This is a genomic window from Flavobacterium channae, from assembly GCF_021172165.1.
In the GTDB taxonomy this organism is placed as follows: domain Bacteria; phylum Bacteroidota; class Bacteroidia; order Flavobacteriales; family Flavobacteriaceae; genus Flavobacterium; species Flavobacterium channae.
Window position 1 is genome coordinate 699439 of the sequence record NZ_CP089096.1, and the last position, 16358, is coordinate 715796.

General features: G+C 30.8%; 17 protein-coding genes. 7 read left to right on the plus strand and 10 right to left on the minus strand.

What is annotated here, in order from left to right; all coding sequences use genetic code 11:
• Positions 1-20: 20 nt before the first annotated feature.
• Positions 21-617, plus strand: coding sequence for a murein L,D-transpeptidase catalytic domain-containing protein (locus tag LOS89_RS03030; protein ID WP_231836290.1), 597 nt, complete (start codon positions 21-23; stop codon positions 615-617).
• A 45-nt stretch (positions 618-662) separates the two neighbouring features.
• Here the strand turns inward: LOS89_RS03030 and LOS89_RS03035 are convergent, their stop codons facing one another.
• From LOS89_RS03035 to htpG, 7 genes are all read right to left on the minus strand, one after another.
• Positions 663-1481: a hypothetical protein gene (locus LOS89_RS03035; RefSeq protein ID WP_231836291.1), complete on the minus strand. Its 819-nt coding sequence runs from the start codon at positions 1479-1481 to the stop codon at positions 663-665.
• A gap of 68 nt (positions 1482-1549) precedes the next feature.
• A complete protein-coding gene (locus tag LOS89_RS03040) occupies positions 1550-1948 on the minus strand; it encodes a DUF2721 domain-containing protein (RefSeq protein ID WP_231836293.1) in 399 nt (132 codons plus the stop codon).
• 6 nt (positions 1949-1954) lie between these two features.
• Positions 1955-2884, minus strand: a complete 930-nt coding sequence (locus tag LOS89_RS03045; protein WP_231836295.1) for a TolB family protein — start codon at positions 2882-2884, stop codon at positions 1955-1957.
• Positions 2885-2888: 4 nt separating this feature from the next.
• Positions 2889-3332: an SRPBCC family protein gene (locus LOS89_RS03050; RefSeq protein WP_231836297.1), complete on the minus strand. Its 444-nt coding sequence runs from the start codon at positions 3330-3332 to the stop codon at positions 2889-2891.
• 14 nt (positions 3333-3346) lie between these two features.
• Positions 3347-3748 (minus strand): VOC family protein, encoded by a 402-nt coding sequence (locus tag LOS89_RS03055; protein WP_231836299.1) that lies wholly within the window; start codon positions 3746-3748, stop codon positions 3347-3349.
• Positions 3749-3768: 20 nt separating this feature from the next.
• Complete coding sequence (locus LOS89_RS03060) at positions 3769-4212, minus strand: hypothetical protein (RefSeq protein WP_231836300.1); 444 nt, start codon at positions 4210-4212, stop codon at positions 3769-3771.
• Positions 4213-4323: 111 nt separating this feature from the next.
• On the minus strand, positions 4324-6207 hold the full coding sequence (htpG, locus tag LOS89_RS03065; protein WP_231836301.1) for a molecular chaperone HtpG: 1884 nt from the start codon (positions 6205-6207) through the stop codon (positions 4324-4326).
• 166 nt (positions 6208-6373) lie between these two features.
• On the opposite strand from htpG, the gene LOS89_RS03070 reads away from it, so the two are divergent.
• Positions 6374-6850 carry a lipocalin family protein gene (locus tag LOS89_RS03070; protein ID WP_231836303.1) on the plus strand — a complete coding sequence of 159 codons (477 nt, stop codon included), beginning with the start codon at positions 6374-6376 and terminating at the stop codon, positions 6848-6850.
• A 6-nt stretch (positions 6851-6856) separates the two neighbouring features.
• On the plus strand, positions 6857-7552 hold the full coding sequence (locus LOS89_RS03075; protein ID WP_231836305.1) for a YiaD family glycine zipper/OmpA-like lipoprotein: 696 nt from the start codon (positions 6857-6859) through the stop codon (positions 7550-7552).
• Between the two features lie 75 nt (positions 7553-7627).
• On the opposite strand, the gene LOS89_RS03080 is transcribed toward LOS89_RS03075, so the two are convergent.
• Entirely contained in the window at positions 7628-8230 is a 603-nt protein-coding gene (locus tag LOS89_RS03080; protein WP_231836307.1) for a hypothetical protein, read from the minus strand.
• Between the two features lie 115 nt (positions 8231-8345).
• Between LOS89_RS03080 and LOS89_RS03085 the strand changes: the two genes are divergently transcribed.
• Positions 8346-9266 carry an ABC transporter ATP-binding protein gene (locus tag LOS89_RS03085; RefSeq protein ID WP_231836309.1) on the plus strand — a complete coding sequence of 307 codons (921 nt, stop codon included), beginning with the start codon at positions 8346-8348 and terminating at the stop codon, positions 9264-9266.
• Between the two features lie 68 nt (positions 9267-9334).
• On the opposite strand, the gene LOS89_RS03090 is transcribed toward LOS89_RS03085, so the two are convergent.
• The gene (locus tag LOS89_RS03090; protein ID WP_231836311.1) at positions 9335-11749 is read right to left on the minus strand and encodes a S9 family peptidase; all 2415 of its coding nucleotides are present in this window, start codon (positions 11747-11749) and stop codon (positions 9335-9337) included.
• A 133-nt stretch (positions 11750-11882) separates the two neighbouring features.
• On the opposite strand from LOS89_RS03090, the gene LOS89_RS03095 reads away from it, so the two are divergent.
• The 3 genes from LOS89_RS03095 (at position 11883) to LOS89_RS03105 (ending at position 13794) form a co-directional block, all read left to right on the plus strand.
• Positions 11883-12215: a YegP family protein gene (locus tag LOS89_RS03095; RefSeq protein ID WP_231836313.1), complete on the plus strand. Its 333-nt coding sequence runs from the start codon at positions 11883-11885 to the stop codon at positions 12213-12215.
• A 125-nt stretch (positions 12216-12340) separates the two neighbouring features.
• Complete coding sequence (locus tag LOS89_RS03100) at positions 12341-13348, plus strand: 3-oxoacyl-ACP synthase III family protein (RefSeq protein ID WP_231836315.1); 1008 nt, start codon at positions 12341-12343, stop codon at positions 13346-13348.
• Positions 13348-13794 (plus strand): DinB family protein, encoded by a 447-nt coding sequence (locus LOS89_RS03105; RefSeq protein ID WP_231836317.1) that lies wholly within the window; start codon positions 13348-13350, stop codon positions 13792-13794. Before LOS89_RS03100 ends, LOS89_RS03105 begins: the two co-directional genes overlap by 1 nt.
• Positions 13795-13856: 62 nt before the next feature.
• Here LOS89_RS03105 and LOS89_RS03110 read toward each other — a convergent pair whose 3' ends face one another.
• Positions 13857-16271, minus strand: a complete 2415-nt coding sequence (locus LOS89_RS03110; RefSeq protein ID WP_231836319.1) for a TonB-dependent receptor — start codon at positions 16269-16271, stop codon at positions 13857-13859.
• Positions 16272-16358: the final 87 nt, after the last annotated feature.

Consider the following 16358-nt stretch of genomic DNA (forward strand, 5'->3'; position numbering starts at 1 on the left):
ATCATTGTAATCCCTTTTCTATGAAACACTTTTTACTCTTAATTGCGGTTTGTTTTTTATGTTGTAATAATTCTGAAGTTTCAACTTTACCAATTAAAGATTATAAAGATTTACACAAAGATGCTTTGGCTTTTTGTAAAAAAGAAGGATTTAATGAATCGTATTATTTTTTAGTGGATTTGAATATTCATTCGGGTAAGAATCGATTTTTTATTTACGATTTTGAAAAAGGAACTGTAATTGACAAGAACTTAGTAACACATGGAAGCTGCGATCAGTTTGAAGATAATCCTGAAAAATGGGAGAAAGCAAAATTTGACAATCGAGTAGATAGTCATTGTTCTATGAAAGGGAAATATAAAATAGGAAGTAGAGATTATAGTTCTTGGGGAATTAATGTAAAATATTGGTTGCACGGATTGGAAACATCAAATAAAAATGCTGTTAAAAGAGTAGTGGTGTTGCATTCATGGTCGCAAGTAAAGAATAAAGAAGTGTATCCGAAATTTAGTCCTCTGAGCTGGGGTTGTCCTGCAGTTTCCAATGAGTTTATGGAAAAATTAGATGAACGTTTACAAAATTCTGAAAAGCCTGTTTTGTTATGGATAGTAGAATAAAAAAAGCCACAAACTGTGGCTTTTTTTATTTGTTTTACTTTGTGTTTAGTTTAAAACAATATCGTAAACTACTCCGTTAGAGTGTGTGTAAGTTGCATAATAATCGCAAGTATTATCGCCATAATCTAAAATTCCATCTAAAACATTTCCTTGTAAATCTAATTGTCCTTGAGAAATGTGTGGACAAGCATATTTTTTAATTAAAGGTTGCACAACAGTAGCCGTTAATGTAGAATTACCGTTTTTAGTAATAGTGTGATTTCCAGTTGTAACTTCATAAATATTATCAAGTAATGCAATTGTATTAACACCCGCAATTTGTTTTACAGTTCTTGTTCCAGAGTGTGTGTAAACAACTCCTGAAGTTGTAGTTGTTTTTCCGTTAGTAACAGTTCTGTTCCATTGTGGAGTGTTTGCATCAGTTGTTGTGTTTTGATATACAATAGTTCCTTCAACTTTTCTGCTGTTGATGTAATAGTTATTTCCTCTAACAATTGTAGTAACACTTCCTGTATTCATAATATAATCTGAAATAGTTACCGTTATAATTCCAGATCTCATAATACCATTTGAAATACATCCTGTTCCAAAATCAACAGTAAATGTTTTAGGAAATACTCCTGGTGTTGCATTGTCAACTGTTACTGTAGCACATGATGATAATTCTGAATTTGATGAAGCTCTATTTGAAAATGAAGAATTATCGCTAGCTGCTTCAATTCCTGAATTAAAATCAACTTCGTTGCTAAATTCAATTTCGGCATAAGCGTTGACCAATTCACGATCTACAACAATATCTTCTTTGCTGCAAGAAATTAAACTTAAAAATAAAAGGCCAATACTGTAAAAATGTAACTTTTTCATAAGCTTGTTTTTTGGGGATTTAAATCTTAGACCAAGTTAGTTAAAAAAAGTTTAATTAGTTAAAATGATTACTCTATATCTTCTGTTAAATCTTTTAAATGCACACGTAAAGCGTTAACTGAAATACTAATTTCCCAAAAAGAAATACCTAATGAGATTAATAAACTAAATAAACTAGTTCCGAAAAGATAAATCCCCACAGATTCATGTCCTACATAAAGTAGTAACATTGCAAAAACAGATAAGAATAAACACATTACACCAAATAGTTGCATATAGCGAATTAGAGTTAGTCTTAAGTTTAAATTCTTAATTTCTAATAAAATACTTTTATTATGATTGTCGTCATAATTTTTTTTCAAGCTTCTAACGATTTGAGCAATTGTTAAGAAGCGATTGGTATAAGCTAAAAGTATAAGTGAAGTAGCAGAGAACAATAATGCTGGAGTTTCTAATGAAAGTGTCATAATTAGTTATAACTTAAGTTGATATTGATAAATTCTACTAAAACCATTGTTGAATTTAGTAATCTCTTTTTCAAATTCTGATAGATTGTTAAACTTTGATTCCGAAGTTTCAAATCGTTTGCTAGTAAAATAGAGTGTTTTTGTGTTTTCGTCATAAAATGGACAATAATCCATTTGTTTAGAGTTGATTGTTTCTCCAAGATTTTTCGACTCTTCCCAATTTCCTTTATTGTTTTTGTAACTAATGTACAAATCGCCACTTCCTAATCCATCTGCTCTACCATAACAGGTATAAATGATAAATTCTTCATTCGGACTTACAAATGCATTAAATTCATAACCAGCCGAATTGATATTCATGCCCAAATTTTCTGGTTCTGTATATTGTTTTCCATCCCATTTACAAACAAAAATATCATCTTTACCTAATGAAGATTTTGAATCTGATGTAAAATATAAGTTTTTGTTTAAAGTAATACACGGATAAAATTCATCATTTGCTGTATTTACTGGTGTTCCAACATTTATTGGTTGCGACCAAATGTCCTGAGTGTTTTTTCTTTCAACATACCAAATGTCATAATCTTTTGAAGTAGAAGAAGTATCGGCTAATGGTCTATTTGAAGCAAAATACAAACGCAATCCATCAGGTGAAAGGAAGGGTTCTAAATCTCTATATTTTCCAGAAAAATTTGTCATTTCAGGTTTCGACCATTTCTTTTTCTTTTTTTTGATAACAGCTATTATTGCTCTATCATCCATCGGACTTTGAATAGTAAAATAAATTTCATCTTGAGATTTAGAAATGGTAAAATCTCTTGTATTTTGATATTTTTTTAATGCTTCAAAGGCAGGAATTGGTTTTTTATTTTCCTGAGAAAAACAAAAGTGTGATGTAATTATAAAAAACAAGAAACCGTAAGTTTTTTTCAACATGCTATTATAATTTGTTTTCGGCAATTTCTTTGATTGTTGCTAAACCTTTTGGAAACGATTCTGAAAAGAAATTAGCATATTCTTCTACAATATCCATGGTTACGATTACTTTTGAAGTTGCTCCATTTGAAATCACGGTGTAATTTTCTTGTGCTCCCGACCAAGCTTTTGTTTCTTCGTCTATTGGTTGCTCTTCAAGGTTTTTTATATTGCCAAGATGAGTAAAAAACATTTTTTCGTTAGGAACTAAAGTTGTTATTTCACTATACATTCCGTTTCCATTTGGATCTAAAAAGTGAATTCGTTCGCCTTGTTTCCAAGATGATTTAGCATAAGAACCTTCACAGAAAGCCGAAGTCCATTTTCTGTAGTTTTCTTCTGTCCACATAGCATCCCAAACTTTTTCAGCTGTAGCGTTTATTTCGATTTCAAATGATAAGTTTTTCATGATAAAAGAGTTTGTTAATCAAAGTTACGAATACTTTTTGACGCTAAAGCTATTACATGTCCGTCATAATCGGAAAGATAACCTACATAATCACCCCAATCTCTCAAGGCAATTGGACTAATTTCTATTGCGCCAGCTTTTTTAGCTAATTCAAAAAGAGTTTCAATATTTTCTACTTGAAGGTATAATTCACATCTTGGAATTCCGTTTCCAGAATTTGGATGAGGTAACTTAGGAGTTATAATTTTAGCAATTCCATCATTTGGCATTAAACCTATTTTTACGAATTCATTAATTGTGAATTCTGTCATGCCAGGAACGTCTAAACATGGTTTTTGCTCCAACAAGATTTGATAAAACTCTCTGCTTTTTTGTTGGTCGGAAACATATAGGATGAACTCGAGTTGAGTTATCATTAGGTTGTGAAATTTAGATTTTAATTAAAATATTTATTCCAAAAATCGACTACTTTTTCTATTTCATCATAAAGATCTAAAATTTCTCCATCTTCTAGTTCAATTATTAATTTTGAAACATCAAAATCATTTCTATCAAACTCATTACTATAATCTCCTAAATACTTTTTTGTTGTGTTGATTTTTGCTTTAGGTCTTGAAACATCTTTATGTTTATTTGCATTAGCAATATCATGAAAAATTTTTAATGAGACGCATTTGGTATATAAATAGTCTCTAAAATTACCTATGTCGCTATATTCTGATTGTTCTTTAAATGTCCAATCAGTTAAATGCCATAAATTTGATGATAAATTACTTGCTTTTAGAATATTTGTTTCGTCTAATTTATATTCTTCATATTCTTTTAAAATATCTTCAAATTTTTGTTTTGAATTGTTAGTCCCAAAATTGTATTTACTCATTAAAACATTTTTTAATTTCATTTTCTCAAATATAAAAAATCCTGACAAGTTTCAAAAACCTATCAGGATTAATAATAGATTCCGAAACAAGTTCGGAATGACAAATTCAATTTACTTCAACGTCTCAAAACTTCTTTTTACAAAAGCTGTCAACTCTTCACCTTTTAGTAATCCTTGAGATAATTTAGCTAAATCTAAAGCTTGTTTTACCAAATCTTTTTGAGCGTCTTCAGAACTATTTAAAATAGTAGTTGCTAGTTCCGAGTTGGTGTTGACTACTAAATTGTACATGTCTGGGAAATTACCCATTCCAAACATTCCGCCACCGCCAGTTGCACTCATTTCTTTCATTCTACGCATAAATTCTGGTTGCGTAATAATAAATGGAGCAGCTTTACTGTCTAAGTTTTCTAATTGGACTGTGTAGTTTTCTTTTGGAACTACTGTTTCAATAGACGATTTTAGTTTTTCTTTTTCGTCATCCGATAATTTAGAAATTGTTTCCTCTTCTTTCTGAATTAACTTGTCGATATGATCCGCATCAACACGAACAAACGTTAGGTTTTCGTTGTCTGTTTCTAATTTTTGAATTAAATGCGAAACAATTGGTGAGTCTAACAATAATACTTGATAGCCTTTTTCTTTTGCAATGTCAATATAACTGTGTTGTGCGTCTTTGTTGGATGCATATAAAACAACCAATTTTCCGTTTTTATCAGTTTGGTTGTCTTTTAATGCTTCTTTTAATTCGGCTAACGTGTAAAACTTGTCATCTGTTGTTGGATACAATACGAAATCACCTGCTTTTTCATAGAATTTTGGTTCAGAAAGCATTCCGTATTCCAATACTACTTTGATGTCGTTCCATTTTTGTTCGAAATCTTCGCGATTTTCGTTGAATAGTGATTTTAATTTGTCCGCAACTTTTCTGGTAATGTAATTCGAAATTTTCTTTACATTTCCATCTGCTTGTAAATATGAACGAGATACGTTTAATGGGATATCTGGAGAATCAACCACTCCTTTCAACATCATTAAAAATTCAGGAACGATACCTTCAACATTATCTGTTACAAAAACCTGATTTTGATACAGCTGAATTTTGTCTTTTTGAATTTGTAAATCGGCAGACAATTTTGGGAAATACAAAATTCCTGTCAAGTTGAACGGATAATCTACATTCAAATGAATGTTGAATAACGGTTCTTCAAATTGCATTGGATACAATTCGTGGTAGAAATTTTTATAATCTTCTTCTTTTAAATCTGCTGGTTGTTTTGTCCAAGCCGGATTTGGATTGTTGATGAAATTGTCTACATCAATGTATTCTGTCTTGTAATCTTCTGGAGCGTCTTCTGGTTTTGGAAGCGCTTCTTTTTTTGTTCCAAACTTAATTGGAATCGGCATGAATTTATTATACTTAGTTAATAATTCACGGATTTTAAATTCTTCTAAAAATTCAACAGAGTCATCAGCAATATGAAGGATAATTTCAGTACCTCTTTCGGTTTTGTCATGAGATACTAAAGTAAATTCCGGACTTCCATCACACGTCCAATGTGCTGCTGGTTCGTCTTTAAATGACTTAGTGATGATTTCTACTTTAGAAGCTACCATAAAAGCAGAATAAAAACCTAATCCAAAATGTCCAATTACACCTGAATCTTTGGCAGAATCTTTATATTTTTCTAAGAACTCTTCTGCTCCTGAAAAAGCAATCTGATTGATATATTTTTCAACTTCATCGGCAGTCATTCCTAAACCTTGATCAATGATGTGTAATTTTTTACCTTCTTTGTCAATTTTTACTTCAATAATTGGATTGCCATATTCTACTTTAGCTTCTCCAATACTTGTTAAATGTTTTAATTTTAAAGTAGCGTCGGTTGCATTCGATACTAATTCACGAAGGAAAATTTCGTGGTCGCTGTACAAAAACTTTTTAATTAAGGGAAAGATGTTCTCTACTGAAACATTTATTTTTCCTGATGCCATATTTTAAAATTTTAGTTAAACAATTTTGATTTTTTTGATATTTCAAATTCAATACCAAAGCATTTTTTATGACAAATTGACGTGGTATTTTAACTTTTATTTAGTTTTTAAAATTAACATTTGACAGTTATATGTTTTAAATTTGTGTAGGATAAAACATGGAAAAATGAAAAAAGTTGTATTGTTTTTATTAGTAAGTGTCGTTTTTTTTAGTTGTAAGCCTAAAGAAACGGTTGTGGGCACCAAGTTAGATAATAAGACTGAGGTTGCCATTAAAGGAGATTGGGTAATTTCATCAGTTAAATTTCCGGGTTCGGATTATTTGAAGGTAACATCATTTAATATTGCTGATTCTAAATGTTTTGAAGGTAGTCAGTGGAACTTTGTTTCGAATAACAACAAAGGTAAAATGGAATTGACTAAGTCAAATTGTGCTTCTTATTCTAGTAATATTACTTGGTATGTAAACAAAGATGGCAATATGGTAATTAAATTTCTTACCGATGGTATAAAGGCTAAACATACAGATTCTGGTTATGTTTTACGAGTTGCAAATGTTGGAGCTTCTTCTTTTCAACTTGTTGATAAAGTAAATATTGGAGGTCAAGTAGTTGATGTAGTGTATAATTTTGAAAGAAAATAATTAGTTATGAAAAAGATAATGATTTATTTAACGGCGGTGGTACTTGTAGGAAACGTTGTGTTGTCAGGTTGTAGTTCAGTAAAAAACGCAAATAATACGCAAAAAGGTGCTGTTATTGGAGCTGTAGGTGGAGGAGTTTTAGGAGCTGTTTTAGGGAATAATCTTGGAAAAGGAGGGAATGGAGCTTTAGGCGCTGTTTTAGGAACTGTAGTTGGTGGAACAGTTGGTGGGCTTATTGGAAATAAAATGGATAAGCAAGCTAGGGAAATTGAAACTGCTTTGCCAGGTGCTCAAGTAGAAAGAGTAGGTGAGGGAATTCGATTGGTTTTAGGTGAAAATTCAGTAAACTTTGATTTCAACAAAGCTACTTTGACAACAAGAGCTAAACAAAATCTGGATAAATTAGTGCCAGTTTTTAAAGATTACGCTGATACAGATATTAAAATTTATGGTTTTACCGATAGTATAGGGGCTGATGATTATAATTTGAATTTATCTAATCAAAGAGCAACTGCAGTTAAGAACTACTTAGCGTCAAAAGGATTGGTTGCTAGTCGATTTACAGTTGTAGGTATGGGAGAAGCTGAACCAATTTCAACTAATGATACTGAAGAAGGTAGAAGTCAAAATAGACGAGTAGAGTTTGCTATTGTAGCAAATGACAAAATGATTGAAGATGCTAAAAAAGAAGCAGGAAAATAAATTCTAAAATCTAGTTATAAAAAAATCCTAATTCAATAATTGAGTTAGGATTTTTAAATTTGGGTTGGTTAAGTATTAATAGTATTCGTTAAATTTATATACTAAGCCTCCTGTTACATTGTAAGTTATTCCTGTAAAAGAGTTTACAGCTTCGGTATAAGAAAAACTTCCATCAAAATTAAAATGTTGAGAAACATTAAAGATTACTGATGTGTCAACTGTAAAATATAATCCGTCAGTTATTTTAAATCTTGGAGTAAGTCCAGCAATTAAATTTACTAAATTGTCGTTTCCTGGATTATAACTTGACTTAACTAAAGAGTATCCAGCTCCAGCGTGAGCTATAAGATTAAAAAAGTCATAACTGCTAGCTCTTGAAAATGCAGTTGATATATTCATGGTTCCTTGTAAAGAAATACGAGTAACATCAATACCTGTTTCTTCCGTGAACAATTCGTTTTTTGTTCTAAACTTATCAGATGCAAAATCTAATTTGGCACCATAAGTTTCATCAAAATCATAAGAAATTCCACCTCCAAAGTGAGATAATTCATTAATACTAGGTTCAAAAACACCGTTTAGACCGTAATTAACTTCTACTCCGATTTGTGCATAGGTGTTTTTAGGCAAAAAGAATACGCATAGCAAAGTTGCTATTGCAAAGTAAGTTTTTTTCATTGTTTATTTTAGGTTGATTTGGGACGTGCAATATAGAATTAAATAGAAGTTTAAAAAAATAATTTTTTAAAAATTTTAATAGCATCACTTTTATATTTTACTTTGTAAAAAAAAGATGCTACAAGTAAAAGAAATAAGTTTTTCTTATCAAGATGATTTGGTGCTGGAAAATATAAGTTATTCCTTAAATAAAGGAAGAAATCTTGCATTAATAGGAGAAAGCGGATGCGGAAAAAGTACGCTTTTAAAACTTATTTACGGCTTATATGATTTAAATGAAGGGCAAATTTTTTGGAACGAAGATGAAGTATTAGGGCCAAAATTTCATTTAATACCCGGAATGCCTTATATGAAATATTTGGCGCAAGATTTTGATTTAATGCCTTTTATTACTGTCGCAGAAAATGTAGGTAAATATCTTTCTAATTTTTTTCCCGAAGAAAAACAATTGCGAATAGCAGAATTGTTGGAAGTCGTTGAAATGACCGAATATGCTAATGTGAAAGCTAAATTTTTAAGTGGTGGTCAGATGCAAAGAGTTGCATTGGCAAGAGTTTTGGCATTAGAGCCCGAAGTATTGCTTTTAGATGAACCTTTTAGTCACATTGATAATTTTAGAAAAAACAGTTTGAGAAGAAAATTGTTTGGTTATCTAAAAGAAAAGCAAATTACTTGCATTGTAGCTACTCATGATAGTACTGATGTTTTAGCTTTTGCTGATGAGGTTGCAATTATTAAAGATGGTAAAATTATTGAAAGCGGAATTCCGAATTTTATTTACAACAATCCTCAAAATTTATATGTAGCTTCTTTGTTTGGCGATGTGAATGAAATTTTTGTGGAAGGGAAAGTTCATTTTGTATATCCACATCAGTTGAAAGTTGTTTTAAATTCGGAAATTAAAACAGAGGTTCTAAACGCTTATTTTAGAGGCAGTCATTATTTGATTGAAGCAAGTTTTGAAAATCAAACGTTGTTTTTTGAAAATGAAGTTGCTTTACAAAGTGGAGAAATAGTTTGTTTAAAAATAAAATAAGCCTTTAAATTTTTCAATTCAAAGGCTTATTCTCTATATTCTTATTTCATCCTGAGCCTGTCGAAGGATTAGTTTTTTAAATATTTTTCTAAAAATTGATCTTGTTCCCATAATAAATGGAAGATGTTTTCTTTAGCAACATATCCATGGCTTTCTTTAGGTAAAATAACTAATCTTGCTGGTCCACCTAAACCTTTTAAAGCTTGGAAATAACGCTCAGATTGTAGTGTGAAAGTTCCAGGATTGTTATCTGCTTCACCATGAACTAATAATAATGGTGTTTTCATTTTCTCCGCATTCATAAATGGAGACATGGTGTTGTAAACCGATGGAACATCCCAATAATTACGTTGCTCACTTTGGAATCCAAATGGTGTTAATGTACGATTGTAAGCACCACTTCTTGCAATTCCACAAGCAAATAAATTAGAATGAGTTAATAGATTAGCTGTCATGAAAGCTCCGTATGAGTGACCACCAATTGCAACTTTTTTACGATTGATATAACCTAATTTGTCTACAGCATCAATAGCTGCTTCTGCATTTGCAACTAATTGCGAAATGAAAGTATCATTAGGTTCAGTTGTTCCTTCTCCAATAATTGGGAAAGCAGCATCGTCTAAAACCGCATAACCTTTAGTTACCCAATAAACGAATGATCCATAATAAGGGAAAGTGAACTCGTTTGGGTTTTTATCGTTTTGCCCTGCCGAATTCTTGTCTTTGTATTCAGCTGGATAAGCCCAAATAAGTAATGGTAATTTTTCTTTTTTAGTTTTGTCATAACCTGCAGGTAAATACAATGTTCCAGAAAGATCAACTCCATCTTTTCTTTTGTATTTAATTACTTCTTTGTGAACGTTTTTGATGCTTTCAAAAGGGTTTTTAAAAGATGTAATTTGGGTTAACTTGTTTTTCGATTTAATATTTCTAAAATAGTAATTTGGATATTCATTTTTAGATTGAATCATTACTAAAACTTCTCCTTTTTTAAAGTCTTCAATAGATAATAAATCTTCTTTTTTATCTTTAATATTAGAAGTATAAAGTCGGTTTGTTTTCAAAGTATTGAAATCGAATTCATCAATAAAAGGGAATTGACCATCTTTTGTAAATCCAGAACCAATTAAGTAGCCTTTATTGTTTTCAATTGCAATTACATAACGACCATATTCGTTTTTCTTCATTTCGAAATTTCCTGGATCAGAATAAATGTCTTGTGAGTTTCTGTCTTCAATGATTTTTGGAGCAATTGCTAAATTTGATGGATTGAATAAATACGCTTTTGTATTTCTGGTGTCGTACCATGAATCAGCCACAATAGCAATATTATCATTTGCCCACATAATGCCACCATAACGTTGTTTGGTTTTAATTAAACTTGTAGGGTTTGCATTAAAAGGCGCTTCCCATAAGAAGACTTCATCTCTAAAATCAACTTTATTTGCCTGATCACCTCCGTCTAATGCTTCAACAAAATATAAAGTTGCAGGTTTGTCAGCTCTCCAACCCATACTTCTTTTTCCTTTTCTTACAGAAGAAAAACCTTTTGGCATAATTTCGGTTAACGGAACTTCATTAACAACTTTAATTTCGTTTCCTTTTAAATCGTATACAGTAGTTTTTTGAGGAAAACGACTTAGCGGAACAATATAAGAATATGGTTTTTGAATAGTAGTTATCATTAAATAATTACCGTCTGGCGAAAAACTTTCTCCAGCATAAATATCTGCATTTTTAAATAATGTAGTACTTCCAGAAAGTGTTACTTTGTATAATTCTGAAGTAACCAATACATCAAAATTAGCTTCATCGGTTTTGTTTTTTAATAAATCCTGATAGGTTCTGTTTTGTGATTTTGAACCATCACTTGAAGAAACAATAGGACCGTTTGGTAAATCTTTGGCATTATTAATAAGAGCTGGTCTGTTTTTAGGTAATACTTTAATCAATAAAGATTCATTGTCTTTCATCCAATTGAAAGGGCTTCCTAAATTAGCATTTAAATTATCAGAAGTAATTTTAGTAGCCGTTGCAGTGGCTACATCTAAAATCCAAAGTTCAACTCCTTTATTAGTTGTGTTGGTAAATGCAATTTTCTTTTCGTTTGGTGACCAAGAAATATTGGTGATTCTAGCATTTTCAGGCAAACCTTTTACTTGAATTTCAGCTTTATCTTTAATTTTTCTAACTTTTAGATTATTGATGTAGGTAACAGTACTTGAAATATTAGTCACTGGATTAACACGTAATCCACCCAATTTCATTTCTTCCTGATTTAAATCATCTAAAGTTTTATACGTATTTCGATAACTTAATAACATATATTCTTTTTTAGAATCCATGTTTACAGATGGTGCTCTTTCATAATCGGCAAGAGCTAAAATTTCAGCAGATGGTTTTTGATACGTTACATTTTCTTGTGCCCAAGAAGTGAAAACACCGCAAAAAAGCAAAGCAAACGAAAGTTGTTTTAGTTTCATGGTTTAGTTTAAATTTTAAATTTTTTAAAATTAATTTATTAGAAATTAGAAATTTTAAATTATTTGTTAATTTTTTTTTGTAAATTTATATTTCGAGTGTAAGTAAAGTATTTCAAATATTAAATTTTATAACATGGGAAAATTTGTAATTTCAACTAGAAAAAATGGTGAGTTTCAATTTAGCTTAAAAGCTGGTAATGGTCAAGAAATTTTAGGTAGTGAAGGCTATACTACTAAAGCTGCTTGCTTAAATGGAGTAGAATCTGTGAAAAAAAATTCACAAGTTGATGCTCGTTTTGAACGTTTAGAAGCAAAAAATGGTAAACCATATTTCAATCTTAAAGCTACAAATGGTCAAATCATTGGAACTAGTGAAATGTATGAAAGCGTTGCTTCTAGAGATAACGGAATCGAATCTGTTAAGAAAAACGCTCCAGATGCAACAGTTGACGATCAAACTGTATAATTAATACAATTTTAAAAAGTCCAACTTAATTTATAAGTTGGACTTTTTTTATGTATTTATAAAATGTTATGAAAGCTTTTAAAATTTGTAATTTTGTAGGCTAATTATTAATTAAAGATTACTATATGTATCATTCAAAAATATCAGGTTTAGGATATTATGTTCCTAATAATGTTGTGACAAATGATGATTTGTCTAAGATAATGGATACTAACGACGAATGGATTCAAGAACGAACAGGTATTCAAGAACGTCGACATGTAAATTCTTCAGAAGAAACAACAACTTCAATGGGAGTAAAAGCAGCTGAGATGGCAATTGAGCGTTCTGGAGTTGCAAAAGAAGATATTGATTTTATTGTTTTTGCTACGTTAAGTCCGGATTATTATTTTCCTGGTCCCGGTGTTTTAGTACAACGTGATTTAGGTTTAAAAACAGTTGGTGCATTAGATATTCGTAATCAATGTTCAGGTTTTGTTTACGGAATTTCAGTTGCGGATCAATTTATTAAAACCGGAATGTATAAAAACGTTTTGGTAATCGGTTCAGAAGTACATTCACGAGGTTTAGATTTTACAACTCGCGGTAGAGGTGTTTCTGTTATCTTTGGAGATGGAGCAGGAGCAGCGGTTTTATCTAGAACTGAAGATACAACAAAAGGTGTACTTTCTACTCATTTACATTCTGAAGGACAACATGCTGAGGAATTATCATTAATTGCTCCAGGAATGGGGAAACGTTGGGTAACCGATATCATTGCCGATAACGATCCAAACGATGAAAGCTATTATCCATATATGAACGGACAATTTGTTTTCAAAAATGCAGTAGTTCGTTTTAGTGAAGTAATCAATGAAGGATTACAAGCGAATAATTTGCAAGTTTCCGATATTAATATGTTAGTACCACATCAAGCGAATTTGAGAATTTCACAATTCATTCAACAGAAATTCCGTTTAACAGATGACCAAGTATTCAACAACATTCAAAAATACGGAAATACTACTGCAGCGTCTATTCCAATTGCATTAACTGAAGCTTGGGAACAAGGAAAAATTAAATCAGGAGATTTGGTGGTTTTAGCTGCTTTTGGTTCAGGATTTACTTGGGGAAGTGTTATTATTAGATGGTAATGAAAGCATTTTATTTAGATAAATTCAAATATAATTTAGATAAGAATCAGCAAATGATTCAATTTCTTGTTGGGCATGAAAATGAACTAAGCGAAAAAATACACGTTTTAATTTCACATATTTTAAATGCTCATGAAATTTGGAATACTAGAATTTTAAAAGTCCCAACTCAATATGGAGTTTGGCAATTGCAAAATTGGGAAGAAATGCTTGAAGTTAATAAAAGGAACTATGAAGTTTCTTTGTCTATTTTAGAATCAAAAGAACTAGATGCTATTGTAGATTATATAACTTCAACTGGTGAACATTATTCCAATTCCATTCAAGATTTGTTGTTTCATGTAATCAATCATTCAAATTATCATAGAGCGCAAATTAATGCAGAACTGAAAAGTTTATGTTTACAACCTTTGATAACCGACTATGTTTTTTATAAAAGAAAATAAAAAAAAAACGCTCTGAATTTTCAGAGCGTTTTTGCTATCTACTAATGAATTAATTATTAAAATTAAAACATTCCGCCACCACTTTGTGTTTCGTTAGCATCTCTTTGTTTTCTTGCTAATGCACGGTTTTTTCCACCACCAAAAATGTAATTAAAACCTACATATAAAGTTTGGCTTTCCCAATAAAAAGCTCCTTGTTGTCTGAAAGGAATATTTCCGTCAAAAGCAAAACGCATATTTTCAAAAACGTCATTATAACGAGCGGTAATTGTTCCTTTACCTTTTAAGATATTGTAAGTTGCTCCAAAATCCATTTTATACATTTCTTTTCTGTCGTATTGTAAGCCTTTGTCTTTTCCTCTATACATAGCAAACAATTGGAAACGTAAATTTTTTGTAGCTGTAAAACTGTTGTTGATTCTTGTATTAAAAGTAGTTACGTCAACTTCAGCATTTTCTAAAGCATTTGTGTTTGCATTTTGAACAGTTCCTTTTGCGGTTTTAAAATAAACATCAGCACTTACATTTACTGACCACCATTTTGCGAATTTTAAATTTCCTGATGATTCAATTCCAAAGGCATCATTGTTAGCAAAATTGGCATACGATAATATGTTACGATTTGGATTGTTTGGATCGTTATAAACTGTTCTAGAAATTTCATCCGAAATGCTTCTGTAAAACACACCACTTGTAATTGAACCAATTTTAGTAGCTCTTGTATAATTTACTTCAAACGAATTAGTGAATTGTGGTACTAAATCTGGATTTCCTCTAGATTCCATTAATGGTGTTGTCCATTCTCTAATTGGACTGATTTGACCAATGCTTGGGCGATCAACTCTTCTTGAATAATTAAAATTAAACGAGTTTTTATCATTAACCGTATATGTTAAAAATGCCGATGGATAAGCTGTAAATAAATCATCACTTATTTTTTGTGCATCGGTAAAACTTGGGTTAGTTTCATTAATTGCAAAATCTGCTTCTAAATCAAAATATTCTAAACGAACACCAATTTGTCCACTCCATTTTCCAATTTGTTTTCCAATATTACCATAAGCCGAATAGATATTTCTGCCAAATTCAAATGAATTGTTTGCGCTTGTAAAACTTGGATTATCATCAAAAAAACGATTACCCGAATTTTGAATACGTGTTTCAACTCCTAATTCTAACTTAGTAGTTTCTGTTATAGGGTTAACATAATCTGCGTTAAATTGAAAATAATCAGTTGTTCCTTTAACGATGTTTGTTCTGTCGTAATTTTCTGTTGGATTCGAAATCGTCTCATCGTAAACTGTATTTTCATCATTAACCGTGTGCGAATAATTAAATTGTAGTTCTAAATTTTCATCTTTCTTTTCAAAGTCATGTTTGTAAACTAAATCATAAGTTTGATTTTTGTTGTCACCATTACTTCCAAAAAGTTGGGTTGTATTTCTATTGTTAACAGGATCTTCATAAACAACAGTTGTTAGACCTGTACCAGAACCATAAGTAAAACTCTGATTCGTATAAGCTGATAATGTGTTTTTGTCGTTGATGTAATAATCCATACCAAATTTTAAAAGGTGTGAATTGTTTTTGTTTTTGAATTGAAAATTTTGAAGGTTTTCTTGGTTTGTTCTTTCACTATCCACAAACCCGTGATTTGCATTTATACCGTGATTAAAACCATAATTAGTGTAAAAATTTACTTTTCCTACACGATAGTTCATGTTTAAAGCCGAATTAGTTTTTGGTGTAATTCCAAAAGTCACTCCAGTGTTTAATGAACCATTAAAACCATCTTGCGAATTTTTGTGCAAAATAATATTGATGATTCCACTCATTCCTTCAGGGTTGTATTTAGCTGAAGGATTTGTGATTAATTCAATTTGTTTAATCGAAGCAGATGGAATTTGTTGTAACAATTGCTCAACCGAAACATTTGATGGTTTTCCATCGATAAGAACACGAACATTGCTGTTTCCTCTCATACTAATTTCTTTCGTCTGAGGGTCGATACTTACTGTAGGAATGTTGTTCATGATTTCTGAAGCAGTAGTTCCTGCAGCAATTAAATCTTTTCCAACGTTGATTACTTTTCTGTCGATTTTTTGAACCATATTAGAGCGTTCCGCCACAACTTCTACGTCTTTTAATTCGGCAACATCTTCTGAAATCGCAATTGTACCAAGATTCAAATCATTATCAGTAGTTAAATCGATTTGTTTTACAATGGTTTGATATCCAATAAATTGAATTTCTACTGTGTATTTTTGTAACGCTAATTTATTAATTGCAAAATTTCCTTCGTCTGTGGTTACACCTCCTGTAACAATTTTGTCATTGTCTTTTACTACAATGTTTACGTAAGGTAAAGTTTCATTTGATTTTTTGTCAATTACTTTTCCTTTGATACTTCCTGAATTTTGTGCAAAACTAAATGAGATAGCGCATAAAAAACAGATGATGGTTAGTTTTAGTTTCATTTGATTTTTTAAAATTAAATTGATCGATGATTGAGTTAAGTAGACTTCAACATTTGTTAAATGTTACAGTGTTTTTATTAATTATAT